Here is a 26,219-nt window from a genome sequence, read left to right on the forward strand (position 1 = left end):
TTCCGCCGTTCATATTCCGGCGTATAGACGATTACTTGTCGCCGTACACGTCGAAGTCGAAATACTTCTTGTTGATTTCGGCGTATTTGCCGTTGGCGCGGATCGCGGCGATCGCGGCGGTGAACTTGTCGGCCAGTGCCGTTTCGTCCTTGCGCACGGCAATGCCGGCGCCTTCGCCATTAATTTCAGCATCCACCGGGAGCGGTGCAAGGATCTTGCAGCAGTTGCCGGCTTCGGACTTCACCCATTCCGACAGGACGACGATGTCGTCCACAACGCCGTCGATGCGGCCGTTGGTGAGGTCGAGCTTGTACTCGTCAGACGTCGGGTAGAGCTTCAGTTCGGAATCAGGAAAATGCTTTTCGGTGTAGTTCGAGTGGGTGGTCGAACCCTGGGCGCCGAGCGTCTTGCCCTTGAGCGAGGCCGCGGTCGCATCCTTCAGCGGCGAATCCTTCGGCACGGCGACTGCCGGCGGCGTGTTGTAATATTTCTTCGAGAACGCAACCTGCTGCATGCGCTCCGGCGTGATCGACATGGAGGCGATGATAGCGTCGAACTTCTTCGACTGCAGCGCCGGGATGATGCCATCCCAGTCGTTGGTGACGAAGGTGCAGGTGACCTTCATCTCGTCACACAGCGCCTTGGCGATGTCGATGTCGAAACCGGTCAGATTGCCGTTGGATTCGAGAACGTTGAAGGGCGGGTAAGCGCCCTCGGTGCCGATCGTGAGCTTTTCCTGGGCAAGCGCGGATCCGGCAAAAAGCGATACAGCCGCGATGGATGCAGCTGCGAAAAGGCGGGACATAGTCATAATGATCCTCTCTGTTGGCAAGACCGGCGGCGTTGAATTCATACGCCATCCGGGTTGCGGGGCTTAAGGCCAGCTCGCCCCGTCTGACGTTTTATAGATACCGGCCAACGGGAAATTGCAACGGCATTTTCCTGCCTGATGACACCTCGCGGGAGGTGAACGCGGCATTCAGTTGTCATTCATGTGGTTGGGAACAGTCTTTGCGGAACCATATCGGTTGAATACCCGTTCAGCCGGCGCGTCAGCCCGAGGTCATTCTTTCGAACGATGCATAATACGGGATGCGCCAAGGGAAGAGACGCTTGAGAAGAGGAAGATTGCATGTCTAAAAAATTCAGACTGTTTGCCAGCGTGGCTGCGCCGGTGCTGTCGCTGCCGCTGATGCTGCAGCCGGTTGGTGCCATGCCGCTGAAGGCCGCCATCGAAGTCAACCAGGCTCCGGCCTCGGTACCAGGTTTCATCCAGGTTCAGCAGGAAGTCATCGCGCCTGAAGATGGTGGTGGCGAAAAGCCGCAGCGTCCGCGCCGCGAAAAGAGCGAAGCAGGCCAGGGCGAAGACAAGCCAGAGCGGCCGCAGCGTCGCCAGGCCGCGGAAGACGGTGGCGGTGCCAGCGAGCGCCCGCAGCGTCGCCAGCAGGCTGAAGACAACGGCGGCGCAAGCGAGCGTCCAGCACGCCGCGCGCAGGCTGAACAGGGCGAGCCCGAGCAGAAGAAGCCAGCGCGCCGCGATGCCGAGCGTCAGCAGGATGCTCCTGCAGCAGGCGAACGCCCGCGCCGTGAAGCGCAGGGAAGCGATGCCAAGGAGCGTCCGCCTGCAGCGGACCGTTCCAATGCCGAAGGCGAGCGCCCGAAGCCATCCCGTGACCGCGCCGATCCGTCCAAGGCCGATGCTGCCGACAGGGCAAAGCCGGACGATGCAAAGCCGGCCAAGCCTGAAAAGGCACAGGCTGATCGTGCAAAGCCAGACCAGGCCGATCCGGATCAGGCTCGTCCGCAGCGCGAAAAGGCAGGCGATGAACAGTCGCCTGAGCGTCCGCGCGCGCAGGGCGATCGTAACAAGGTAGATCCGAAGGCCGACCCCAAGGTTGATCCGAAGGCTGCGGAACGCAATGCTCGCGACACCGACGCTGAGAACGGGGCTACGCCACCGCGCGACGCCAAGGATCGCAACCAGCGCGACCAGACCCGTCCGGATACCGCAACGCAGCCAGACGCGGCTCGCCCAGACCGTAATCAGGCTGACCGTAACCCAGCCGATCGCGACCAGAACAACCGTCGTCCTGGTGATGCCGATCAGGCCAATCCGAACGAGCCCGGCCGTGATCGTCCCGATCGCAACCAGGCCGATCGCAATCAGCCGGAGACCGATCAGCCCGCAAACGGCCGTCCGCGGCCGCCGCAGGTTGCCGATACGCCTGACAAGGTGGAGCGCGCCAAGGAACTGGCGAAGGATCCGAAGTCTGCGCAGCGCGGCGAACAGCCGACCCTGCCGGTCGAAAACGGTGCAGCGGTGCTCGACAGCGCCAAGGAAGATGCACGTCCGCGTCGTCCGGACCGCGATGGTGAGCGTCCGCGCCGCGACCGCGACCGCGATGCCCAGCAGGCCGATCGTGCACCACCACGTTCCGACGCTGATTCCCAGTCCAACACCCGGGAGACAGCCGACCAGAGGCGCAATTTCCGCGAACTGTCCGAAGAGCGCGGCGAACGGCTCGACCGTCGTCCACAGTTCGATCGCCCGCGTGGCTGGGATTATCGGGGTCAGGACGGCCAGGATGTCGGTCGTAACGATCGCGGCAGGGATCGTGGCCGCGTGATCATCTCGATCGACAACCAGTCGGTCGTGCGCCACGACGACAGCCGCCGCTTCTACGAAGAAGACGGTCGCCAGCCGGAATACGAGCGTCTGCGCGATGGTCGTGTACGTGAAGTGATCGAGCGCGACGACGGCACCCGGATCGTCACCGTGCGCAACCGTTACGGCGAGATCGTCCAGCGGTCGCGTATCGTGCGCGGCGGCGAGGAATACGTGCTCTACTATGCGCCGGAACTGTCGGAACAGAACCGCGGTGCGGATTACACCTGGCGCGATCCGGGTGACGACCTGCCGCCGATGCGTCTCGACGTTCCGCTCGACGACTACATCATCGACACGTCGTCGGAGCCTGACCGGAACTACTACGAGTTCCTCGAACAGCCGCCGGTCGAACAGGTCGAGCGCGTCTATTCGCTGGATGAGGTTCGCTACTCGGCCCGTATCCGCGACAAGGTTCGTCGTATCGACTTGGATACGGTCACCTTTGCAACAGGCAGTGCCGAAATTCCGATGAACCAGGCAAGCTCGCTGCGCAAGGTTGCGGATGCGATCAACCAGGTGCTGAAGAAGGACCCGGCTGAAACCTTCCTGATCGAAGGCCATACCGACGCCGTCGGCGCGGATGACGCCAACCTCGTCCTGTCCGACGAGCGTGCGGAAAGCGTTGCCCGCGTTCTGACCGACGCTTACGGCATCCCGCCGGAAAACCTGGCGACCCAGGGCTACGGCGAACGCTACCTGAAGGTTCGCACCGACGGACCGAACCAGGAAAACCGCCGCGTCACCATCCGCCGCATCACGGCGCTGGTAAAGCCGGTTGCGTCGAAATAGTACGGTTCACCAGAGTTGATCAGAGAGCGCCCGGTTTATCCGGGCGTTTTCATTTCTGCGGGAGAGAAACGACGTCCGCGATGAAATCCGCGATGGCGACCGTGTCGTCGAGATCGAAGACGGGCAGGGACGTACCCTCCACCGCATGATCTGCAGCGATGGCAACAATATGCGGATCGGTCGGAGCCAGTGGCTCGCGGCTTTTCGATTCGAGCCTGCGGGCCTCAATCTTGGGCACTGGCTCGCGCTTGTAGCCCTCTATCAGCACCAGATCGCAGGGCGCGATACGATCGAGAACGTCCTGCAGACTGGGTTCCGGATCGCCGCGCAGCTCGTGCATGATGGCAAACCGGGTGCCGGAGACGATCGTCACTTCATGCGCGCCGGCCTGACGGTGCCGGAACGAGTCGGCGCCGACCTTGTCGATGTCGAAATCGTGGTGGGCGTGCTTGATCGTCGAGATCTTGTAGCCGCGGCGGGTGAACTCCGTCACCAGTCGCACGGCAAGACCAGTCTTGCCGGAGTTCTTCCAGCCTGCAATTCCAAAGACACGGGGCGGCACTGTCATCTCAGAGCCTCGGTGAAGCGCTTGGCCAAGGCCAGATCCTCCGGAGTGTTGATATTGAGAAAAGGATCGAGCATTTCGCCGCCGATGTCGAGAATTGGGAAATCCACATAGACCGTCGAATGGCGATCCAGAAATGCCCTGAGGCGACGGTTGTCGGGATCGACAAGCCAGTGTTCGAGATCGTCGGCGATCGACTTCGGCCAGAGCGCGAAAACGGGATGCGTGCGACCATCCGACGTAGCGACGGCAATGGTTTCAGGGCCAGCGTCGGCTTTGAGACGTGCCACCAGATCCAGCGGCAGGAACGGACTGTCGCAGGGGACCGTCACCAGATGGGACGCATCGGTGTCCTGCGCCTGCAGGTCGAAAAGACCGGCCAGGACGCCTTCGAGCGGGCCGGCCTGGCCCGGTCTCAAGTCGGGAACGAGACGTAGCCCGGAGAGATCCTCTGAGGCTTCGGGCGCATTCAGAACGATCGATATCACCTGAGGCGCGAGCCGATCGACGACATGGCCGAGGATCGTCTTTCCGGCGAGCGGCAGATCAGCCTTGTTTTGCCCCATCCGGCTGGATCGGCCGCCGGCGAGAATGAGAGCCGGGAGATCGTTTGAGGCAGTTATCATCGGCCCGTTTCTCTCGTCTGCGTGGAGCCGGGCGGGGCGACGTCGGCGGCGGTCGCGACCTGCTGCTTCCTCTTTTTCTCGCGCGCGAACGTGTAGAGACCGGAGCCGATAACGATTGCCGCTCCCGCAAGCATGCTGCCGCTCGGCTCCTCGCCGAAGAACAGGATCCCGATCGCCAGAGCCCAGATCAGGCTCGTGTAGCGGAACGGCGTCACAAACGAGACCTCTCCCGTGCGCATCGCCATGATCACGGTCTGATAACCCGCAAAAACCAGGAGCGATGTCAGGACGAGAATGGAGAAGGTGCCGGCGCTTACCGGTTGCCAGCCACCCATCGGCATGATCAGGATAATGCCGAGAAGCGTGTTGGCGAAACTCGTGAAGAAGGTGATGCTGATGGTCGGGATTTCGGCGCTGATCCGCCGGGTCGTCAGGTCGCGGCAGGCGGTGAAGCATAAAGCGATGAGCGGATAGATCGCGTCCGCCGAAAAGCCTTCCGCGCCGGGGCGCAGAATGAGAAGGACGCCAACGAGCCCGACCCCGATCGCGCTCCAGCGCCGCCAGCCAACCGGTTCACGAAAAATGAGTGCTGCGCCGAGCGTGACGACCAGTGGCAGCGACTGCATGATGGAGGCAGCGGTGGCAAATTCGAGCCGGGCGAGCGCGGTGAAATACGCAAGGGTGGCGCCGAGTTCGCAAAATCCTCGCAAAAGGACGAGGGGATGGCTCAGCGTTTTCAGCGAAATCGACGCGCGAAGGTGGCGCGCGATGAAATAGACGAGGGTTGTGGTCATGACCCCGCGCACGGCAATGATCTGTGCAATGCTGAGCTCTGACGTAACGGATTTGACCAAAGCGTCGTTGAAGGTAAATGCCGCCATGGCGAACGCCATAACCAGGGCGCCGCGTGCGTTTTCGGACAGACTCATGATGTCTCCTCGGGACCGCGCCGTCTTAACGCAGCTTCAAACGGTCCGCCAGCAGCCACATGTCCCCGTTCTTGCGAAATCGCAACTCGGACGTCCTTGAGTTAACGCTTGTTCAACCGAATTTGCAGATTGTGTGCAGCAATGTTACCCGCATGACGTGGGGGCGCTTGCTGGATAACCCGCGAATGAACAGCGGAGCCGGGGGCTACTCAACAACCCGGGGGTTCCATGTCATTCGTCGATCGTCTGCTTCAAAGACGCAAAATTGTCACCAAGGTTCTTCTCTTCGTCGTGCCACTGGTGCTTCTGATTGCAGGCGTGGGAATGGCTGGCTTCTATACGGCCGAAACGCTGAACGGTCATATGACCGTGACGCGTGCCACGATCGAAAATATCGGCGATTTCGAAGATCTCCAGTCATCGCTTCAGGCATTCACCGAGGCTCCGTCGGATCAGACCGTCGCGACCCTGCGGTCCAGTATCGCGCGTCAGGCAGACGGCGTCGGCCGGTTGCAAGGGCTGTTGCAGACCGAGGGTGACCGTAACCGGATAGCCGTTGTCCGCGAGCTTGCGGCTAAGCTCTCGGCCGACACGGATGGGCTGTGGGCGATCGAACAGACGCGCAAGCGCAATGTCGAGGAGATCAATCAGATCCTCAAAGGCGTGCGCGATGCTTCCAACGGCGTCGACAAGCAGGTCGAGATCATCCAGAAACAGTTTGACGGCAAAGAGAAATTCGCCAAGCGGCAGCTGTTTGAAGCCTACGCGTATCGATCCGTCGCGCGTCGGCTGGAAAATTTGCGCAATGCCGTGCGGGCCTCCGAAACCGACGAAGCCACCGTCAAGGGCGCGGAGCTTTACGGCCACACGCTCAAAAAGGAATTCGCGATCGTCGCTCCGATGCTGTCGTCCAACGGCAAGGCGGCCATGGCGCCGATCGAGCAGTCGGCCGATCAACTTCTGGCCGTCATCGCCAGCGACAAGCCGGTTGCCGACAAGGCCCAGGCTTTGCGCATTGCGACAAGTGCCTTCATGAGACCGCAGGGGGAACTTGCCGCCGAAGTGACGAAGAAATCCGGTGACGCAGCCGAGCGTTTCGTCGATCTCGAAGGCGAGGTGGAAGTGCTGAAGAGCGTTCTCGACCAGATCGACCAGTCGCTCCAGATTTCGAACGCGATGCAGCTGCATGCCGAGCGTTTCATGACGGTGCCGACCGATGAAGCACGTTCGCATATCATTGCCGACATCGTGGCGCTGAGGGCAACAAGCGCAAAAGTCTCCGAACTCAATTCACGCAATGCCGCCACCCGCGACTTTGGACCGACCCTTGCGACACTGCTGAGCGCGCTGGACAAGAGCACGGCGACGACGATTGTCAACGCGGGTGAATGGACTGCGGCACGCACGAAGGCGACAGAAACGCTGACGGCAGGCATGGCCGGCCTCAAGAACTTCGTGGCGCAGGCGCAGGAGGTCGGCAAGGCGGACAGCGAGCGTTCGGCCACCGTATCCGTGATCGCCATGGTGGCGGGCACGCTGCTTGCCATCGCCGGCGGCCTCATGCTGGTTGAGACGCTGCGCGGACCTTTGCGCCGCGTCACCGAGATCATGAAGCGTCTGGCCGATGGCGATCTCGATGTGAAGATCGAAGGCCGCGAGCGGGGCGACGAGATCGGCGACATGGTGCGTTCGGTCAGCGTGTTCCGCGATTCGGCGCTGGAAAATATCCGGCTGGAAAAAGAGGCGACGTCGGCACGGGAGCTTTCGAGCGCCGAATCGGACCGCCGCACAAGCGAACGCGCCCGGATTGCCGCCGAACAGCGTCAGGCGCTGACCGCTCTCTCGAGCGTTCTCGGCCAGCTTGCCGAAGGCGACCTGGAGCAGACCATGGATGAAAACCTGCCCGAGGATTTCATCGAGATGGCCCGCACATACAACCGCGCTGTCGAAGAGTTGCGCGGCACGCTTGCCGACGTCCGTTCCACGGCCGACGAGATCGAAGGCGGCACCGGCAATCTTGCGGCATCCGCCGACGACCTTGCCCGGCGCACCGAGCAGCAGGCGGCAGCACTCGAGCAGAGCTCACGTGCGCTCCGCCATCTCGGCGACATCGTCCGCGCAACAGCGCAAAGCGCTCGCGAAACCTCGACGTCCGTCAACGAGACTGAAGCTTTTGCGGTGCGTTCGGGCGAGGTCGTGGCACGCGCTGTCGGCGCCATGGGCGAGATCAGCCGGTCGTCGGAGAAGATTGCAACCATCATCGGCGTCATCGATGAGATCGCCTTCCAGACCAACCTGCTTGCGCTCAATGCCGGTGTCGAAGCCGCACGCGCAGGTGAGGCGGGTCGCGGTTTTGCCGTGGTCGCGCAGGAAGTCCGCGAACTGGCGCAACGCTGCGCAGGTGCTGCCCGGGAAATCAAGGGGCTGATCTCGGCAAGTTCCGCCCAGGTGACCAATGGCGTGCACCTGGTTGAAGAGACAGGTGGCGCGCTCTCGCAGATCATCGCCCATGTGACCGACGTGCGCAAACTGGTGACGCAGATCTCCGATGCTGCCGAGGAACAGTCGACGGGGATCAGCCAAGTCACCCGCGCGGTTCAGGAAGTGGAACACATCACCCAGCGGAACGCCGCGATGGTGGAAGAAAACAATGCCGAGATCCACGGCCTGCGCCAACGGGTCGGCGTTCTCTCCGAAAAGATCGAGCGGTTCAAGACCCGCGAACCGCATGCCCAGTTCGGCATGGGCAGTTATGACCGGCGCGATCAGCAGCGACGCGACGTCGCCTGAGGCGATCGCTGCAGTCCCAAAATGCAAAGAGCCGGCTCAAGCCGGCTCTTTTCACATCTGACTTTGCTTCGTTTACATCACCCGCCGGTGACGCTCATGTGTCGCGACACCGCCGGGCGGTTGTTGCGGTCGATGATGAAGTCGTGGCCTTTTGGCTTGCGCGAGATCGCCTCGTCGATCGCCGCCGAGAGAACGGCCGGATCGTCCGATGCGCGCAGCGCTGCCCGAAGATCGGCAGCGTCGTTCTGGCCGAGGCACATGTAGAGCGTGCCGGTGCAGGTCAGGCGGACGCGGTTGCAGCCTTCGCAGAAGTTATGCGTCATCGGCGTGATGAAGCCGACGCGGCCACCGGTTTCGGCGACCTCGACATAGCGGGCAGGGCCACCGGTCTTGTAGGGGATGTCGGTGAACGTGAACTGCTGTTCGAGATCGGCGCGCAGCTTCGACAGCGGCAGATAGCGGTCCGTGCGGTCTTCCTCGATCTCGCCCATCGGCATGGTCTCGATGACCGTCAGGTCCATTCCGCGGCCATGCGCAAAGCGCAGCATGTCGGCGATCTCGAATTCGTTGAAATCCTTGAGCGCGACCGCGTTCAGCTTGATCTTCAAGCCCGCCCTCTGCGCCGCATCGATGCCTTCCATGACCTTGGAGAAGTCACCCCAGCGCGTGATGGCCTTGAACTTGTCGGGATCGAGCGTATCGAGCGAGACGTTGATGCGGCGCACGCCACAATCGTAGAGTTCCTGTGCATGGCGGGCGAGCTGCGAGCCGTTCGTCGTCAGCGTCAGCTCGTCGAGATTGCCCTCTTCGATGTGGCGACCGATCGAGCGGACCAGATACATGATGTTCTTGCGCACCAAAGGTTCGCCGCCGGTTAGCCGAAGCTTTCGGACGCCCTTTGCGACGAAGGCCGAACAGAGTCTGTCGAGCTCTTCCAGCGTCAGCAGGTCCTTTTTCGGCAGGAACGTCATGTTTTCCGCCATGCAATAGGTACAGCGAAAGTCGCAGCGATCCGTGACCGAGACACGCAGATAGGTGACCGCGCGACCAAACTTGTCGATCATCGGTGCGTTGGTCGCGGCAGGGCCGGCAGTCAGTGGCGGTATGACGAATGAATTCACGGGTAAATACTCCTGACGCCAGAACTTGGGTCCGATCCGGGGCAACGTCAAGGTTTGTACTCCTTAACGTGATGATGGACCGTTCCCGGCGAACGGGCTTGCGAGGCATGAGCGAAGTCCATAATCGTGAGACATTCAAATTGGAAGAGAAACATGACCGACGTACCCAACGACAGCTGGCCGACAGAATTGCGGGTTTCGCCGGACAAGAGAACACTGACCGTGCGCTTTGAAGACGGCGCGTCTTACGCCCTGTCCGCCGAGATGATGCGCGTGCTCTCGCCTTCCGCAGAAGTTCAGGGCCACAGCCCGGACCAGAAGGTGACGGTACCGGGAAAGCGCCTTGTGGGCATACGCAACGTGGTCGCGACCGGCAATTATGCGGTCCGCATCGCGTTCGACGACGGCCATGACAGCGGTATCTTTACCTGGCGCTATCTACGCGAGCTCGGGACCGAGGGCGACGCGCTTTTCCAGGGTTACGAAAATGATCTGGCGGCCAAGGGACTGAGCCGCGATAGTGTCACGCAGCCGCGCTAAAGCGATTGCGAAAACAAAGGGGATTGTCGGGGTGGCAGCGGAATCAAATGCGGGCGATCTGGTTCAGGTCGTCGCGCTTCTCGGGGCAGCGGTTATTGCGGCACCCCTCTTCAAGAAGATCGGTCTCGGATCCGTGCTCGGCTATCTCGCCGCCGGTTTGGCGATCGGGCCTTTTGGACTGAAACTTGTCTCGGATCCGCAGGCGATCCTGCACATTGCCGAACTCGGCGTCGTCATGTTCCTGTTCGTCATCGGACTGGAAATGCAGCCATCGCGGCTTTGGAGCATGCGAAAGGATATTTTCGGGCTTGGCGCACTGCAGGTGTGCGCCTGTATTGTTTTGCTGATGGCTGTCGGGATCGGCTTCGGTTATCCGGCGCCTGTCGCCTTCGTCGCCGGCACCGGCTTCGTCCTGACCTCGACGGCAATCGTCATGCAGATGCTTCAGGAGCGCAACCATCTGCACACGCCGAAGGGCCAGCATATCGTTGCGATCCTGCTGTTTGAGGATCTCGCCATCGTGCCGCTGCTGGCTATCGTCGCCCTCCTGGCGGCGCAGGGCGAGGCCGTATCCTTGACCGAGCGGCTGCAATCGGTCGGCATCGGGTTTGCAGCGCTTGCCGCACTCGTTCTTGCCGGGCGATACCTGCTTAACCCGTTCTTCCGGCTGCTTGCCAACTCCGGCGCCCGGGAGGTGATGACCGCTGCGGCTCTTCTCGTCGTGCTCGGATCGGCGCTGCTGATGCAGTTTGCGGGATTGTCGATGGCGATGGGCGCGTTTCTTGCGGGCGTTCTCCTGTCCGAATCATCCTTCCGGCATCAGCTCGAGGCCGATATCGAACCGTTTCGCGGCATCCTGCTGGGTCTGTTCTTTCTCGGCGTCGGCATGGCGGTCGATCTGTCGGTGATTGCCGCCAACTGGCAGCATGTGCTTCTGGCCGTGATCGCCTACATGATCGTCAAGGGGCTGGTGATCTACGGGGTCGCAAGGCTGCTCGGCACGTCCCACGCCGAAGGTCTCGGACGTGCGATCCTGATGGCACAGGGCGGCGAATTCGCGTTCGTGCTCTACGCGGCGGCGGCCTCCGTCGGCATCTTGGATTCCGATACGAATGCCGTGCTGACGGCGACGATCGTTATCTCGATGGCAGTGACGCCGCTGGTCGTTGCGATCTACGTGCGCACCGCGCCGAAGCCGGAAGTGGATACGAGCGGTCTGGCCGAGCCAGAGAATATCGAAAATACGGTGCTGTTGATCGGCTTCGGGCGTTTTGGACAGATCGTCAGCCAGCCGGTTCTGGCGCGAGGCTATACGCTGTCGATCATCGACAGCAATGCGGAGTTTATCCGCGACATCGGTGATTTCGGCTTCAAGGTCTATTACGGCGACGGTGTCCGACCCGAGATCCTGCATGCAGCCGGTGCGGCGACGGCAAGGGCGATCCTGATCTGTGTGGACGACAAGGAAGCGGCGCTGAAGATCGCCGAGATCGTCAAGGAAGAGTTCCCGCTCGTTCCGGTTCTCGCCCGCGCCTATGACCGAGGCCATGCAATCGATCTTCTGAAGGCCGGCGTCGATTACCAGATCCGCGAAACCTACGATTCGGCGCTGAGCTTCGGAGGCGAGGTACTGCGCGCTCTGGGTGAGGCCGACGAGACCGCGCTTCAGATGGTCGAGGAGTTCCGTGAGATCGATCGCGAACGGTTTGCGCTGGAACAAGTCGGCGGCATCTATGCCGGCCGGTCGCTGATCAAGGGCAATGCGCAACCGGCAGACATCATCGCCGCCAAAACGGCGCGCGAACGGGAACGACGGGCGGCCGCACAGGACGCGGCGCAAGGGGCAGCAAGATGACAATCATCACAACGGTCGACGAACTGAAGGCGATCTATGGCGACAGCAGCGAGGCATCGCTTGCCAAGGTGACCCGCTTCCTGACGGCTGAATATCGGCAGATGATCGAGGCGTCACCGTTCGTGGCGCTGGCAACCGTCGGGCCGGAAGGGATCGACTGCTCGCCGCGCGGCGATCTCGGCGGGGTGGTGCGGATCGAGGACGAGCGGACGCTGGCGCTTCCGGACTGGCGTGGCAATAACCGCATCGATTCGCTGATCAACATCGTTCGAGATCCGCGGGTCGCGCTGATGTTTCTCGTGCCGGGCTCGACGATGACGATGCGGATCAATGGTCGCGCGGTGGTGTCGGTGGAGCCCGGACTGCTCCAAAGCTTCGAGATGGACGGCAAGCACCCGCGCAGCGTGACGGTGATTGCTATCGACGAGGTCTATTTCCAATGCGCGCGGGCGCTGATGCGGTCGGAACTGTGGAACCCTGCGCGTTTTGTGGACCCGAGGACCCTTCCGACGCCCGGCACCTTGCTGAAGGCGGCAAAGGCCGACTTCGACAAGGAGACCTATGACCGCGACTGGGCGGACCGTGCCGCCAAGACGATGTGGTGAGAGCAGGCGATCACTTCTTGTAGATCAGCCAGCTCTTGCTGACGTAATCCTTGGTCATGCTGTCTTCGTAGAACACGGTCCGGTTTCGTCCGGAGTTCTTGGCATGATAGAGCGCCGTGTCTGCGCGGGCGTAGAGATCGCCTGGATCGGCTGCCTGCGAGGCCATCGAGTATCCGAGCGAGATGGTGACTGGCCCATAGTTGATGCCCGAGCGGGAATTGCGGAAGGCGCGCGTTTCGAGAGCACGACGCACCCGCTCGCAGATGATCATGACCTCGTCGGGTGTGTTGCCCTGAACGATGATCGCAAACTCCTCGCCGCCTGTGCGTGCGACGAAGACTTCCTTGCGGACGTTCGAACGGATGACCGAGGCGACGGTCGACAGGATCTTGTCGCCGACCGGATGGCCGTAGCTGTCGTTGATCTTCTTGAAGTTGTCGATGTCGGCGAGGACCAGCGCGGTCACGGGCAGGCTTGGCGCATGGTCGAAGATCGTTGCCAGGCGCTCGTCGAAGGCCCGTCGGTTGGAAAGCCGCGTCAGGGAATCGGTATTGGCGATCCGCTTGTACTCGTCGAGTTCGCGGCGGACCTGATCCATCTCCTGCGAGCGCTGCTCCATGTCACCGGCGGTCTTTTCGCCCTGCGCGATCTTGTCACCGGTCGCATCGTTGAGAAGGCTGACGGCGTTGCGGATCAGCTCGCTCGAAAAGCTGCTTTTGGCATTGATACGGACGGCGGTCTCGCCAAGAAGACGGCTGTAGCTTTCGAGCGACGCCTGTTCCTGACGCAACAGCTTCAAGACAGAGTCCAGCTCCGTCAAGATGCGGTCATGCGCCTTCTCGATGACATCGACCTGCCCCGTTCCCAGGTGCCGGGCAGAAAGGTCGTCGAGTTCCTCTTGCGTCGCGCGTGAGCCCAGCGCCGCAAGATCCTGTGCCAGCTCGGGGTTGGAGCCGATGTAAGCTTCATAGAATAGCTGATAATTACGCGGTATCGAAGCGACCCCCATCGCCCGAATTGCGTATATGACTTGACTGATCAAATCACTGGATTGCGCCTTCGGCGCCACACCCGTCGTCATCGACGACCCCCACTAGACCTCATCCACTGTGTGGATAAATTTATATGTGACGAATATTGGAAAACAATTAAGAGCAGTTTGTATTTGCGCAATTTTGTACGCGTTATTTTAATTATGATTCTATGTTATATTGCGTGAAAGTGCAAATCTTGGCTGAGCTTGCGATACAAGCCAAACATATGGTTCGGTCTAGCTCATTCCGGATGTAATCTTGACGACGGGGCCTATCGGTTGACCGACCCCGTCATCGCTATTGGGACCGATTTACTTGGGCCCGATCATGTTTTCCGGACGGACATACTGATCGAACTCCTCGTTCGTCAGATAGCCACCGCCAACGGCTTCCTCACGCAGGGTGGTGCCATTCTTGTGCGCGGTCTTGGCGATCTTGGCGCAGGTGTCGTAGCCGAGCCTGGAATTCAGCGCGGTGACCAGCATCAGGGAGTTTTCGACGCCCTTGCGGATATTGTCTTCACGCGCTTCGATGCCGACGACACAGTTGTCGGTAAAGGAAACGGCAGCATCACCGAGCAGCTGAACCGACTGAAGGAAGTTGTAGGCCATCATCGGATTGTAGACGTTCAGCTCGAAATGCCCCTGGCTGCCGGCGAAGGTGAGGGCAGCATGGTTGCCGAAGATGTGGGCGCAGACCTGTGTGAGCGCTTCCGACTGCGTGGGGTTGACCTTGCCCGGCATGATCGACGAGCCCGGCTCGTTTTCCGGCAGCGACAGTTCGCCAAGGCCGGCACGCGGACCGGAGCCGAGGAAGCGGATGTCGTTGGCGATCTTGAACAGGGCGGCTGCTGCCGCATTGATCGCGCCGTGCGAAAACACCATCGAGTCGTGCGAGGCAAGTGCTTCGAACTTGTTCGGTGCCGTCACGAAGGGCAGGCCGGTGATCTTCGAGATTTCGTCGGCGACCTTTTCGGCAAAGCCGACCGGGGCGTTGAGGCCTGTGCCGACGGCAGTGCCGCCCTGAGCAAGCTTGGAGAGTGCCGGGAGCGTCAGCTCGATATTGGCAATCGCGGACGCGACCTGCGCCGCATAGCCGGAAAATTCCTGGCCGAGCGTCAACGGCGTCGCGTCCTGCGTGTGGGTACGGCCGATCTTGATGATGTGGGCAAACGCCTTCACCTTGGCTTCCAGAGCCTCATGCAGATGCCTGAGCGCCGGCAGGAGATGGCGGACGATGGTTTCGACGCAGGCAATGTGCATGGCCGTCGGATACGTATCGTTCGACGACTGGCTCATGTTGACGTGGTCGTTCGGGTGCACAGGCTTCTTGGAGCCCATGACGCCACCGAGGACTTCGATCGCCCGGTTGGAGATCACTTCGTTGGCGTTCATGTTCGACTGGGTGCCGGAACCAGTCTGCCAGACCACCAGCGGAAAATGATCGTTGAGTTTGCCGTCGATCACTTCCTGAGCGGCATCGACGATCGCCTTGCCGACGGTCCGGTCGAGACCCGCAAGTTCCATATTCGCAACGGCTGCGGCCTGCTTGACGATGCCGAGCGCACGGACCACGGCCAGCGGCTGCTTTTCCCAGCCGATCTTGAAGTTTCCAAGCGAACGTTGCGCCTGAGCGCCCCAGTAGCGGTCTGCGGCCACGTCGATCGGGCCAAAAGTATCGGTTTCGGTGCGCGTTGTGGTCATCGTGTCGCCTCTGTCTCCCATGCCCGCGAACGCGGGCGAACTATCGCGTGCCGGGCACGAAACCGGCGCCGGCATTACTATACCATTACCGGGTGACTTCAAGCGCAGCCGGGGTCGATTTGTGACCGTGTCCGCGTGCCATTTCGGTCACGCCGCGTGGAATTGTGCCCGATGGAACAATGGTCGGCCAAATAAACTAGGTTACCCATTGGTGAAAATTTAACGAATAATTTCTTAATCTTCGCCGGCGTTCGCGTATGCTTTGCCGCTCAGATCCGGCTTTGTGTGTGCTCGGGCGTTTCTTTCCACAGGCCACGCGATCGGATAGATGGCGGGCTGCATGAATTGATCCCGCAGATTTGCAAGCGGGTGGAAATGACGGGGACAAAATTGCCGCAAGATACCAAAAAGACTTCGCTCGCTCTGGCTTTGGTTTCCGGAATTTCGGCCTTTGCCGTCCTGGCCGGCCCCGCCAACGCCCTGACTCTGATGGATTTCCTGAAAGGCGGCCCTGGCAAGAGCCGCGCCGCCGACAACGGCGTTCCGGGTGTGACGACTGTTGCTCCTACCGAAAAGGCGCTGGCCGATCCCGAGCCGCTGCCGAAGGTGTCCGGACCCCGCTACTATACGTATAAAGCCGATGCCAGCCGGGCTGTGCAGACCGCAGGCTTTGCCGCGGCTTCAGCGACCGATGCGACCCGCCTGATCGCGCAGGCAAAGGTTTCGGCCCCGTCTGCGATCGCGTCCGCACTCGAAGCCTATTACAGCAAGAACGCAGCTCCGCTCTGGGTCTCCGGCGGCGATGCCAACGACCATGCGCGGGCGCTGATCAGCGTGCTGGAAAAGGCCGCCGACTTCGGTCTGGATCCCGCCGACTACGCGTTGAAGGTTCCGAACCTGACGACCGCCAGCGTCGCGCCGGCCGAAGCGCCGGTTGCGTCGGCTGAAGCCGAGGCCAGTGTCGACCCCGCAACCCCCTCCGCCGCGGCGCCGGAAGCGGCAACCGCCACACCCGTCGCTGCCACGCCGGACACAGCTACCACCACGGCTGAAACGCCTGCCGTAGCATCACCTGCCGCCGGTCCGGCCGAGGGTCACGACCGCGATCTGATGCAGTTCGAGCTTGCTCTGTCTGCCAAGGCATTGCTGTTTGCGCAGGATATGACGCGCGGGCGTATCGATCCGAACAAGATCTCCGGATTCCACGACTTCAAGCTGAAGACCGTCGATCTGAATGGCGTCATGGCTTTCCTGGCGACAGGTCAGGAACCCGGCGCCTATCTTGCAGGCCTTGCTCCGCAGGATCGGCATTTCACGGCTTTGAAAGCCGAGCTTGTCAGGCTGCGTGCTGAAGCTGCGAGTGAAGCGACCGCCGTGAAGCTCCCGGACAATCTGCTCCTGAAGCCGGGCAACAGCAGCCCTGATCTGTCAGCTGTTGTGGCGGCGATCCAGCATTCGGGGTCCGATGCGCTGAAGACCAAACACGAAGCGACGCTTGCGAGCTACCAGCAGACGCCGGAATACACGCCCGAGCTGGTCGATCTGGTCAAAAGTTTCCAGAGCGAAGCAGGCCTGAAGGCCGATGGCGTCATCGGTGCGGCGACCGTTCGCAAGATGGTCGGCCATACGTCGCAGGACAAGATCGAAAAGCTTGTGGTCGCCATGGAACAGGCGCGCTGGCTGCCGAGCGATCTCGGTCAGCGCTACGTGTTCATCAACCAGCCTGCATTCCGCGTTTACTACAACGAGAACGGCGTCGAGCAGTTCTCGATGCGCACAGTTGTGGGATCGAAGGCGCATCAGACGTTCTTCTTCCAGGACGAGATCGAGACTGTCGAGTTCAACCCATACTGGGGCGTGCCGCAGTCGATCATCGTCAACGAGATGCTGCCGAAGCTTCGCGCGGACCCGTCCTATCTCGATCGTCTCGGCTATGAAGTCGCGGTCAATGGCAAGGCTGTGCCGTCGCGCAGCGTCAACTGGTACACTTCGACCCAGAACGTCTCGGTTCGTCAGCCTCCGTCGAGCGACAATGCTCTCGGCGACCTGAAGATCCTGTTTCCGAACGCCCATGCGATCTACATGCATGACACGCCTTCGAAGAGCTTCTTCCAGCGTGACATGCGTGCGCTCAGCCATGGCTGCGTGAGACTTGCAGAGCCGCGCAAGATGGCTGCGGCCGTCCTCGGCATTTCGGAGCAGGAGGTCGATGCTCGGATCGCCGGTGGTGAAAACGTTGCGGCCAAGGTGACCGCAAAGATCCCGGTCTACGTTTCCTACTTTACCGCATGGCCGAACAAGGACGGAAAGGTCGAGTATTTCGACGACGTCTACGATCGCGACGCGGCAGTGAGAAAGGCATTCGAGGCAACCACGAAGGCACGTTCGGCTTAAAGCTGAAAATCTTGACGTCCAATTGGAAACGGCGGCCTTCGAGCCGCCGTTTTCGTTCGGGTTGACCTCAGATCATCTGCCGGATGACCTGGACGGTCAGATCGTCGAAGTGATCAATGACGATGTCGGCGTTGAGGTCCACGACCGGGACGTCGGAATAGCCGAAGCTGACGGCGATCGAACCAATCCTTGCATTTTGCGCGGCGAGGATGTCGTTGATGCTGTCGCCGATCATGATGCTGCATGCCGGGTCGGCGCCAGCCTTCTCGATCGTGCCGAGAATATGCCCCGCATCGGGTTTGCGGACCGCAAACGTGTCTCCGCCGGTGATGACGTCGAAACGCGAGGCAAGGCCAAGGCCCTGCATCAGCGGCAGCGCCAGTTCTTCCAGCTTGTTGGTGCAGACGGCAAGCCGGACGCCTGCACATGCGAGGCGATCAAGACAGTCGATGACACCGGGATAGACCTTGCTCTTGCCCGGCATATTCGCCTTGTAATGCGCCATGAAGCAATCGAAAAGCCGCGCCGCCAGTTCGTCGTCGAGCGGCGTGTTGCGCAGGTGGAAGGCGCGGGCGATCATCATCCGCACGCCCTGGCCGACGAGATGGGTGATGTCCTCATAGGCGACAGGCTGCAGATCGGCCGCGGCAATCGTGTGATTGAGGCTATCGATGAGATCGGGCGCGGTATCAACGAGGGTACCATCCAGATCGAAGATGACGAGGGGAGTTTTCACGGGTGCCTCTTGGTTTCGATGAATGCCGGCTGGAATATCAACACAGAAAAAAGCAAGGCAGCGACTAACACGGATCCGGCGACGCTGCAAAACCTCAGCAAGCCTGTGTGCAAGACGTTAGGCTCTTTCGTTTGTCAAAAGAGCCGTGTAAACAGCGACCGCAGGAACATTCTGGAGCTTTTGGCGGATGGACGCCCGAGAAATGAAGGTCAAGGCGGCTGAGGCTGCGCTGGGATATGTCGAAGACGGAATGCGTCTTGGCATCGGCACAGGCTCGACTGCCGAAGAGTTCGTTCGTCTCCTGGCCGAAAAGGTGCATGGCGGCCTGAAGGTTCTCGGCGTGCCGACCTCGGAGCGGACCGCCCGCCTTTGCGTCGAACTCGGCGTTCCCCTCAAATCGCTCGACGAACTGCCGGAGCTCGATCTGACGATCGACGGCACCGACGAGGTGGACGGGAACCTGACCCTGATCAAGGGCGGCGGCGGTGCTTTGCTGCGTGAAAAGATCGTTGCGGCGGCGTCTGCTCAGGTGATCGTGATTGCCGACGAAAGCAAGGTCGTGGAAACCCTCGGCGCGTTTCCGCTGCCGATCGAGATCAATCCGTTCGGGATGGCCTCGACACGCATTGCCATCGAAAAGGCGGCCTCCAGGCTCGGCCTTTCCGGCGAACTGAAGCTGCGCCGCGGTGGCGAAGATGTGTTCCGCACCGACGGCGGGCACTATATTCTTGACGCATCTTTTGGCCGCATTCCTGATGCAGAGGCCTTGTCAGCTCAACTTCATCTCATTCCCGGCGTCGTCGAGCACGGGCTGTTCATTCACATCGCGTCCTTTGCGATCATCGCCGGCGAGGCTGGTGCGCGGACGTTGAAGGCGAAATAACCTTAGGAGCAATCAACCCATGATCAAATTCGCGGTTCTTGGCCGTGCTGCCGCCCTCGCAATTGTGATGTCCGGCGCCGTTTCCGTTTCTGCTCAGGCCCAGGAAATTCCTGAGGCCCATATGGCGGCTGCGCGCGATGCTATCGCTTCGCTCAACGTCACCGATCGGTTCGACAACATTCTGCCCAACATGGCCGAAGCGTTGAAGGGTCAGTTTATCCAGTCTTCGCCGAACTTCCAGGAACAGATCAACGCCATCGTCGACCAAGAGGCGCTGGCGCTTGCTCCGCGTCGCGCGGATCTCGAAAAGGAAGCCGCGACGATCTACGCCAAAAGCTTTTCCGTCGATGAGCTGAAGACGATCTCGACCTTCTTCACGACCGAAGCCGGCAAGAAGCTTTTGAACAACCAGCCGCTGGTTGCCCGCGAACTCGGACGTGCGGCTGAAATCTGGGCCAACGGCATTTCGCGCGACCTGAACACCCAGGCGACCGCCAAGCTGCGCGGCGTTATCGATGCCAACCCGATCAAGGCACCTGTCGTCGATACGCCGGCACCTGCGGCGGCTGGCGCCAAGCCGGCTCCGACGCCTGCTGCCAAGCCCTGATCGACTGATCCACAAGACTTCTGAAAAGCCCGGAGAAATCCGGGCTTTTGTTTATGGCGGCTGCAGCATTATATGTGGCTGGCACCTATCTATGCCCCAAGCATCCCACCCATGTTCTTTCTTCAGGAGCCTGCCATGACCGCCTATGACTATGACCTGTTCGTGATCGGTGCAGGCTCCGGTGGCGTCAGGGCAGGGCGCGTGGCCGCATCGCTCGGCAAGAGGGTCGCCGTGGCCGAGGAATATCGCTTCGGCGGTACCTGCGTCATCCGCGGCTGCGTGCCGAAGAAGCTGCTTGTCTACGCGTCGCAGTTCTCGGAGCATTTCGAAGATGCTGTCGGCTTCGGCTGGACGGTCGGCGAAACCAGCTTCGACTGGAAGAAGCTGATCGCGGCCAAGGATGCCGAGATCGCGAGGCTCGAGGCGATCTACAAGCGCAATCTCTCCAATAGCGGCGCCGAGGCGATCGAAGACCGGGCCGAGCTTGTCGATGCGCATACGGTGCGCCTCGTGAAATCCGGAAGAACCGTGACGGCGGACAAGATCGTGATTGCCACGGGCGGCACACCCAACCCGCATGTGGCCCTTCCCGGCTACGAGCTCTGCATCTCGTCCAACGAGGCTTTCGATCTGCCGGAACTGCCGAAATCGATCCTGATCGCCGGCGGCGGTTATATCGCGGTGGAATTCGCCAACATCTTTCATGGCCTCGGCGTCGAGGTGACGCTCATCTATCGCGGTCAGGAGATCCTGTCGCGGTTCGACCAGGACATGCGCCACGGACTCCGCAAGGCGATGGAAGACAAGGGGATGCGGGTCATCCTGACGGACGTGATCGCCGAAGTGACGAAATCTCCGGCCGGTCATCTCATCGCGTCGACCATGGGCGGCGAAACGCTTGCCGTTGATTCGGTGATGCTGGCGCTCGGTCGTGATCCGAACACCGATGGATTGGGGCTTGAGGCTGCCGGTGTCGAGGTGGATGATCTCGGTGCCATCGTCGTCGACGAGTATTCGCGCACCAATATCGAAAACATCTATGCGCTCGGCGATGTCACCAACCGGGTACAGCTGACGCCGGTCGCGATCCATGAGGCAATGTGCTTTATCGAGACCGCGTTCAGGAACAACCCGACCAAGCCGGATCACGAGCTGATTGCGACGGCGGTGTTCTCGCAGCCGGAAATCGGCACGGTCGGTCTTTCGGAAGAGGAAGCGGCCAAGCGCTATGCCGAGCTCGAAGTCTACCGCGCGGAATTCCGGCCGATGAAGGCAACGCTCTCCGGCCGGCAGGAAAAGACGATCATGAAGCTGATCGTCGATGCCGAGAGCCGCAAGGTGATCGGATCCCACATCCTCGGCCACGAAGCCGGAGAAATGGCGCAGCTGATCGGCATCTGCCTCAAGGCCGGCGTGACGAAGGACGATTTCGACCGCACGATGGCGGTGCATCCGACGGCTTCGGAGGAACTGGTGACCATGTACACTCCGAGCTACCGCATCAGGAATGGCGAGCGGGTCTGAGATCTGTTTTGACCGGGACGAATATAATTTAGCAATGTGAGATGGTTCGACGTCGTTTGTTGCACTGGAGGAAGCCCGGCCGGGCGCTTATCTACCCGCTATGCAAACGAGGCCGTTCGGTCTATAAGCCCCGCAAAATTTGAAGCTTTGCCCGGCGGGGGAGCCGGGGTGGAAACAGGTGAGTATCATGGCGCAGAACTGGACCCCGAGCACGTGGCGGAACAAGCCCATCCAGCAGGTTCCGGACTATCCGAACATGGCTGCATTGGAAGCAACCGAGGCACAGCTTTCCACATTCCCGCCGCTCGTGTTTGCGGGTGAGGCTCGCCGCCTGAAATCCCAGCTTGCCAAGGTGGCGGAAGGTGATGCCTTCCTTCTGCAGGGCGGCGACTGCGCCGAAAGCTTTGCCGAGCATGGCGCCGACAACATCCGCGACTTCTTCCGCTCGTTCCTGCAGATGGCCGTCGTGCTGACCTACGGTGCGCAGCTTCCTGTCGTGAAGGTCGGCCGGATCGCCGGCCAGTTCGCCAAGCCGCGCTCGTCCAATATCGAGAAGCAGGGCGATATCGAACTGCCGTCCTACCGCGGCGATATCATCAACGGCATCGATTTCACCGAGGCCTCGCGCATTCCGAACCCGGAGCGCCAGCTGGATGCCTATCGCCAGTCGGCGGCAACGCTGAACCTCCTGCGTGCCTTCGCGATGGGTGGCTATGCCAACCTCGAAAACGTCCACAAGTGGATGCTGGGCTTCGTGAAGGACAGTCCGCAGGGCGAGCGTTACCGCATGCTGGCCGGCCGGATCAGCGAAACGATGGAGTTCATGCGGGCGATCGGCATCACGGCCGACAATCAGCCGAGCCTGCGCGAAACAGATTTCTTCACCAGCCATGAAGCCCTGCTTCTCGGCTATGAGGAAGCTTTCACGCGCGTCGATTCGACATCCGGCGACTGGTACGCAACGTCGGGCCACATGCTGTGGATCGGCGACCGCACACGCCAGCTCGACCACGCGCATGTGGAATACTTCCGCGGCATCAAGAACCCGATCGGTCTGAAATGCGGTCCGTCGCTGCAGCCGGACAATCTGATCCAGCTGATCGACGCTCTGAACCCCGCCAACGAGCCGGGCCGGTTGACGCTGATTGCGCGCTTCGGCCACGACAAGGTTGCCGATGGCCTGCCGAAGCTGATCCGTGCCGTCGAGCGCGAAGGTCGCAAGGTCGTCTGGTCCTGCGATCCGATGCATGGCAACACGATCACGCTCAACAACTACAAGACCCGTCCTTTCGAGCGGATCCTGTCGGAAGTGGAAAGCTTCTTCCAGATCCACCGGTCGGAAGGCACCCATCCGGGCGGCATCCATATCGAGATGACCGGCAAGGATGTGACCGAATGCACCGGCGGCGCCCGGGCGGTGACGGCCGGCGATCTGCAAGACCGCTACCACACGCACTGCGATCCACGCCTCAATGCCGACCAGGCGCTGGAACTGGCGTTCCTCCTGGCCGAGCGTATGAAAAGCGGTCGCGACGAGAAGCGAATGGTCGTCAACGGCTGAACCCCGGTTCGACGCAACGCAAAAGGCCGGCGTGACAACGCCGGCCTTTTGCGTTGCAAGGGCCGCCTACTGGACGAGAACGGGGTTGCGGCAGGACGCGCCACCGACCTGGACATCCGCTTCACCAACGCGCACGCCCAGGGTCAGCAGGACGTTGTAGAGGACGGTGTCGACCGGGCTCATGGCCGCACCGAGCGTGGCACCGATGGCAGCGATAATGGGTTGCGGCAGTCCAAGCCCAAGGCCGAGAAGGTCTACCCGCACAACGAGCTTGGAAAGCAGGCTCGTCGTCAGCGACTCAAGCACGTTCTTGACCGACGTCGACTTTACCCTGTTCGCGCTGATATCCGCCGGCGAGAACGTCAATCGCTCTGTCTTGAGATTGGTCGAGGTGGTGTCCGCCATGGCGGAGACCTTGAGAAGAAGGGTCGAGATGATGTCGGCTCGCGTGACACGCGGATCTTTGCCGAAGTTCGTGAATGCAGTCGTATCGACGTCGCCCAATGCGATCGACGCGATGCCCGGGACGGCGTCGACATCGACGGAGGCGCTGTTGGCCGCGCCCGTACAGGTGATCCCGGCAAGCCGTCCTTCGGCATAGGCAACTTCCAGGTAGAGGGGGACGCGGACCTTGAGCCCGAGGATCGCCTGGAGGCCATCAACCACGACCTCGACCGCCACGCGTGTCTGAGCGGTGCGGACGATCGTGCCCGGCGCTCCAACTGCAAGGTAGGACGACCCGACCGGCGGCTCCCCGATCGCAACGGTCACCTTGGACGATGCGACACCGGGAATGGATGTCCCAAGGTCGACAGAGAGCTGCTTGCCGCCGCTGGCAGCGGTTGCGGCCGCCGACAGCAGATCGAAGACGCTGGTGTTGACAGATAGTCCACTCGATTGGCCGATCAGCTTTTGAGATACGGGTCCCAGCTTCAGCGTATCCTCGAGCTTGACCATGACCTTCGTCTTGTTGAGCGTCTTTTCGAGATTGGAGAGGACCGTCGAGACCGAGGGGGTAAGTCCGGTCGTCTTGCCGAGGGCTCCGACGAACTTGCCATAGTTGATGTCGGTTGTGAGAACATCCGCGTAAGTCCCTGACTGTAGACCAAGATCAAGAGCAAGCTGGTCGATCGTCTTCAAGGCATTGACCTGGGCATCGGCGAGGGCCCGATAATCCATCGCCTTCAGGGAAATCGTCGTTCCGAGCATCTGGCCAAGCAGGGCATTGAGGACACCCTCGTTGACGCTTGCCAAACGACTTCCGATCGAGAAGGACGCAAGCTTATCCGTTGCTGCTGTGCCGGATGCGGCAAGCGCCGGCGGGGTGGTGAGACTTGCCCCGAACATCAGGTTGCTCTTGCTGCGGAGCGTCAAGCGGACCGCATCGGGCGGTGTTGCGCCGGCGACAAAACGGTTCGCGGCAGGCTGCGCGGGATCGGGTACATAGCGGCCCCTGGTGATCTCGGCGTAGCTGCCATAGGCTTCGAGCGCCGTCTTGGGGTTGAATGGGACAACCCCCTTGGTTGTCAGCAGGCCGCCGGCGCTGACGACGCCAATGCTTTGACCGTTCATCGCGAAAAAGTCGAAAGCGGATTTTTCCGCAGTCGAAATGTTGGCCGCTGCTGCAATCGCGGCGAGGTCGGCGCTTGCCTGCAACTGCCGCTGCTGCAGCGTCAGGCTGCCATAGTCGACGCCGAGTGCCAGCGCTCCGATGGCAAGCGGCATGGCAAGTGCTGCAGTAATGGCAATGTTGCCGGCCCGGTCACCGGCGATAGTCTGACGACGCTTCAGGCGGAAAAGCATCTCAAATGCCTCCGATCCGCATGGTCGAATAGCGCCTTATGTGCTTGTCCGGCATGGCGTAGCTGTAGAGACTGAAGATCGGCAGGGTACTTGCGTCGTATTCGATCGAAACGGTGAACTGGTTGGGGTTGCTCGGGTCGCTTTGCACCTTCGTCGTGAAGTTCTTCTTGTCGAGAAGCGCATAGTCCATCGTCGACTTGGTGAGATACTCCTGCACCAGCTTCTGGCGTTCGCTGGCATCGAGGCCGGCAACAGCCGTGCGTGCCGCATCCGCGGCAATCTGCTGCACGGCGTGAGCCGCAGCGAGGTAGACGCCATAGCCGATCAGGCTGAAGAGCATCAGAAGCAGGACCGGCGCGATGATCGCGAATTCGACGGCGGAACTGCCCGAACGGCATCGCAGCAAGGACCGGATTCTCATCACCAACTCCCATTGTATGAGTATATTCGAATATAATGTTATGCGGTTATAAAGAATCCATGAATCGCGTCCGTCAGTTTTTAATGATGTGTTTTTAGAGTTCCGAAGGCTTATCTCGCGTGACTTGCCACCTTGTGTTCAGGCGTCGTAACCTCACGCTGGCAGCAAATCGCCGGGAGAGGATGCAATGCGCAGTTCGGTCGAAATCTATAATATCCGGACGCGACAGAGCCGGATTGTCTGGCAGACGAGCGCGCTTTTCGAAGCGCCGAACTGGGCGCCGGACGGACGTTTCCTCATGCTCAACAGCGACGGGCTGATCTATCGGCTGCCCGTGGCCGGCGACACGCCTCCGATCATCGTTGACACCGAGTTCGCGGTTGCCTGCAACAACGACCATGGCATCTCGCCCGACGGCACGATGATTGCGATTTCCGATAAGGTCGAATTCGGCAAGTCCGCGATCTATGTGCTTGCCGCGACCGGGGGCAAGCCAAAGTTGGTGACACCGAAGCTTCCTTCCTACTGGCACGGCTGGTCTCCGGATGGACAGCGCTTCGCCTATTGCGGCATCCGCGACGACGTTTTCGATATCTATACGATTGCGGTCGAAGGCGGCGAGGAGATGCGGCTCACCCATGGCGAAGGCCGCAACGACGGGCCTGACTACTCCCCGGACGGGAACTGGATCTATTTCAATTCGAGCCGTACGGGCACCATGCAGATCTGGCGCGTGCCGGCTTTGGGCGGCTCGGCGGAGCGCATCACCGACAGCCCCTATGGCGACTGGTTTCCGCATCCGTCACCGAAGGGAGACAAGATCGTTTTCGTATCCTATGACGGCGACGTGTTCGATCATCCGCGCGATCTCGATGTCCGGGTTCGGCTGATGGATATGGATGGCAGCAATGTCGAAACGCTGTTCGAACTGTTCGGCGGGCAGGGCACGATGAATTCGCCAAACTGGTCACCGGACGGTGACGAATTCGCCTATGTCAGGTATTTTCCTGTTTCGTGATGGGCTTGCGATATCTGGTATGGTCGGGCATAGCCTCGGCAGTTTTG

At 60.9% G+C, this 26,219-nt stretch carries 21 protein-coding genes; 11 read left to right on the forward strand and 10 right to left on the reverse strand.

The features are described 5' to 3' along the window. Nucleotides 1–31: 31 nt before the first annotated feature. Nucleotides 32–811 carry an ABC transporter substrate-binding protein gene (locus ASG19_RS11135; RefSeq protein WP_062456519.1) on the reverse strand — a complete coding sequence of 260 codons (780 nt, stop codon included), beginning with the start codon at nucleotides 809–811 and terminating at the stop codon, nucleotides 32–34. 321 nt (nucleotides 812–1,132) lie between these two features. Between ASG19_RS11135 and ASG19_RS11140 the strand changes: the two genes are divergently transcribed. After that, entirely contained in the window at nucleotides 1,133–3,457 is a 2,325-nt protein-coding gene (locus ASG19_RS11140) for an OmpA family protein (protein ID WP_062456522.1), read from the forward strand. A 49-nt stretch (nucleotides 3,458–3,506) separates the two neighbouring features. On the opposite strand, the gene mobB is transcribed toward ASG19_RS11140, so the two are convergent. From mobB to ASG19_RS11155, 3 genes are read right to left on the reverse strand one after another with little or no spacing between them, the layout of a single operon-like run. After that, a complete protein-coding gene (mobB, locus tag ASG19_RS11145; RefSeq protein ID WP_062456524.1) occupies nucleotides 3,507–4,025 on the reverse strand; it encodes a molybdopterin-guanine dinucleotide biosynthesis protein B in 519 nt (172 codons plus the stop codon). Next, entirely contained in the window at nucleotides 4,022–4,648 is a 627-nt protein-coding gene (gene mobA, locus ASG19_RS11150) for a molybdenum cofactor guanylyltransferase MobA (protein ID WP_082476288.1), read from the reverse strand. Before mobA ends, mobB begins: the two co-directional genes overlap by 4 nt. Continuing rightward, complete coding sequence (locus ASG19_RS11155; protein ID WP_062456526.1) at nucleotides 4,645–5,577, reverse strand: DMT family transporter; 933 nt, start codon at nucleotides 5,575–5,577, stop codon at nucleotides 4,645–4,647. The genes mobA and ASG19_RS11155 overlap by 4 nt, the downstream gene beginning before the upstream one ends. 228 nt (nucleotides 5,578–5,805) lie before the next feature. On the opposite strand from ASG19_RS11155, the gene ASG19_RS11160 reads away from it, so the two are divergent. Beyond that, nucleotides 5,806–8,367: a methyl-accepting chemotaxis protein gene (locus tag ASG19_RS11160; RefSeq protein WP_062456529.1), complete on the forward strand. Its 2,562-nt coding sequence runs from the start codon at nucleotides 5,806–5,808 to the stop codon at nucleotides 8,365–8,367. Between the two features lie 77 nt (nucleotides 8,368–8,444). Here the strand turns inward: ASG19_RS11160 and moaA are convergent, their stop codons facing one another. Then, complete coding sequence (moaA, locus tag ASG19_RS11165; RefSeq protein WP_092661124.1) at nucleotides 8,445–9,431, reverse strand: GTP 3',8-cyclase MoaA; 987 nt, start codon at nucleotides 9,429–9,431, stop codon at nucleotides 8,445–8,447. A gap of 210 nt (nucleotides 9,432–9,641) precedes the next feature. On the opposite strand from moaA, the gene ASG19_RS11170 reads away from it, so the two are divergent. The 3 genes from ASG19_RS11170 to ASG19_RS11180 are packed head-to-tail and all read left to right on the forward strand — an operon-like array spanning nucleotide 9,642 to nucleotide 12,488. Beyond that, nucleotides 9,642–10,028, forward strand: coding sequence for a DUF971 domain-containing protein (locus ASG19_RS11170; RefSeq protein ID WP_062456535.1), 387 nt, complete (start codon nucleotides 9,642–9,644; stop codon nucleotides 10,026–10,028). 31 nt (nucleotides 10,029–10,059) lie between these two features. Further along, the gene (locus tag ASG19_RS11175; protein ID WP_062456538.1) at nucleotides 10,060–11,883 is read left to right on the forward strand and encodes a monovalent cation:proton antiporter-2 (CPA2) family protein; all 1,824 of its coding nucleotides are present in this window, start codon (nucleotides 10,060–10,062) and stop codon (nucleotides 11,881–11,883) included. Beyond that, nucleotides 11,880–12,488, forward strand: a complete 609-nt coding sequence (locus ASG19_RS11180; RefSeq protein WP_062456541.1) for a pyridoxamine 5'-phosphate oxidase family protein — start codon at nucleotides 11,880–11,882, stop codon at nucleotides 12,486–12,488. The genes ASG19_RS11175 and ASG19_RS11180 overlap by 4 nt, the downstream gene beginning before the upstream one ends. A gap of 10 nt (nucleotides 12,489–12,498) precedes the next feature. Here the strand turns inward: ASG19_RS11180 and ASG19_RS11185 are convergent, their stop codons facing one another. Both ASG19_RS11185 and fumC read right to left on the reverse strand, forming a co-directional pair. Continuing rightward, complete coding sequence (locus ASG19_RS11185) at nucleotides 12,499–13,569, reverse strand: GGDEF domain-containing protein (RefSeq protein WP_062456544.1); 1,071 nt, start codon at nucleotides 13,567–13,569, stop codon at nucleotides 12,499–12,501. Nucleotides 13,570–13,833: 264 nt separating this feature from the next. Next, nucleotides 13,834–15,225 carry a class II fumarate hydratase gene (gene fumC / locus ASG19_RS11190; protein ID WP_062456547.1) on the reverse strand — a complete coding sequence of 464 codons (1,392 nt, stop codon included), beginning with the start codon at nucleotides 15,223–15,225 and terminating at the stop codon, nucleotides 13,834–13,836. Between the two features lie 390 nt (nucleotides 15,226–15,615). On the opposite strand from fumC, the gene ASG19_RS11195 reads away from it, so the two are divergent. Beyond that, nucleotides 15,616–17,619 carry a L,D-transpeptidase family protein gene (locus ASG19_RS11195; protein WP_244476143.1) on the forward strand — a complete coding sequence of 668 codons (2,004 nt, stop codon included), beginning with the start codon at nucleotides 15,616–15,618 and terminating at the stop codon, nucleotides 17,617–17,619. A 67-nt stretch (nucleotides 17,620–17,686) separates the two neighbouring features. On the opposite strand, the gene ASG19_RS11200 is transcribed toward ASG19_RS11195, so the two are convergent. Beyond that, nucleotides 17,687–18,355 (reverse strand): HAD family hydrolase, encoded by a 669-nt coding sequence (locus ASG19_RS11200; protein ID WP_062456550.1) that lies wholly within the window; start codon nucleotides 18,353–18,355, stop codon nucleotides 17,687–17,689. Between the two features lie 187 nt (nucleotides 18,356–18,542). On the opposite strand from ASG19_RS11200, the gene rpiA reads away from it, so the two are divergent. The 4 genes from rpiA (at nucleotide 18,543) to ASG19_RS11220 (ending at nucleotide 22,930) form a co-directional block, all read left to right on the forward strand. Then, nucleotides 18,543–19,238 (forward strand): ribose-5-phosphate isomerase RpiA, encoded by a 696-nt coding sequence (rpiA, locus tag ASG19_RS11205; RefSeq protein ID WP_062456553.1) that lies wholly within the window; start codon nucleotides 18,543–18,545, stop codon nucleotides 19,236–19,238. A 19-nt stretch (nucleotides 19,239–19,257) separates the two neighbouring features. Next, on the forward strand, nucleotides 19,258–19,845 hold the full coding sequence (locus tag ASG19_RS11210) for a DUF2059 domain-containing protein (RefSeq protein WP_062456556.1): 588 nt from the start codon (nucleotides 19,258–19,260) through the stop codon (nucleotides 19,843–19,845). Nucleotides 19,846–19,980: 135 nt separating this feature from the next. Further along, the gene (gor, locus tag ASG19_RS11215) at nucleotides 19,981–21,369 is read left to right on the forward strand and encodes a glutathione-disulfide reductase (protein WP_062458019.1); all 1,389 of its coding nucleotides are present in this window, start codon (nucleotides 19,981–19,983) and stop codon (nucleotides 21,367–21,369) included. A gap of 187 nt (nucleotides 21,370–21,556) precedes the next feature. Continuing rightward, nucleotides 21,557–22,930, forward strand: a complete 1,374-nt coding sequence (locus ASG19_RS11220) for a 3-deoxy-7-phosphoheptulonate synthase class II (RefSeq protein WP_062456559.1) — start codon at nucleotides 21,557–21,559, stop codon at nucleotides 22,928–22,930. A 66-nt stretch (nucleotides 22,931–22,996) separates the two neighbouring features. On the opposite strand, the gene ASG19_RS11225 is transcribed toward ASG19_RS11220, so the two are convergent. Next, a complete protein-coding gene (locus ASG19_RS11225; protein ID WP_062456563.1) occupies nucleotides 22,997–24,733 on the reverse strand; it encodes a pilus assembly protein TadG-related protein in 1,737 nt (578 codons plus the stop codon). A gap of 1 nt (nucleotide 24,734) precedes the next feature. Next, complete coding sequence (locus ASG19_RS11230; protein ID WP_062456567.1) at nucleotides 24,735–25,154, reverse strand: TadE/TadG family type IV pilus assembly protein; 420 nt, start codon at nucleotides 25,152–25,154, stop codon at nucleotides 24,735–24,737. 187 nt (nucleotides 25,155–25,341) lie between these two features. On the opposite strand from ASG19_RS11230, the gene ASG19_RS11235 reads away from it, so the two are divergent. Then, the gene (locus ASG19_RS11235; protein WP_062456570.1) at nucleotides 25,342–26,172 is read left to right on the forward strand and encodes a TolB family protein; all 831 of its coding nucleotides are present in this window, start codon (nucleotides 25,342–25,344) and stop codon (nucleotides 26,170–26,172) included. Nucleotides 26,173–26,219 lie beyond the last annotated feature (47 nt).

Origin of the sequence: Rhizobium sp. Leaf306 (genome assembly GCF_001423425.1) — a bacterium.
Taxonomy (GTDB): Bacteria; Pseudomonadota; Alphaproteobacteria; order Rhizobiales; family Rhizobiaceae; genus Neorhizobium; species Neorhizobium soli.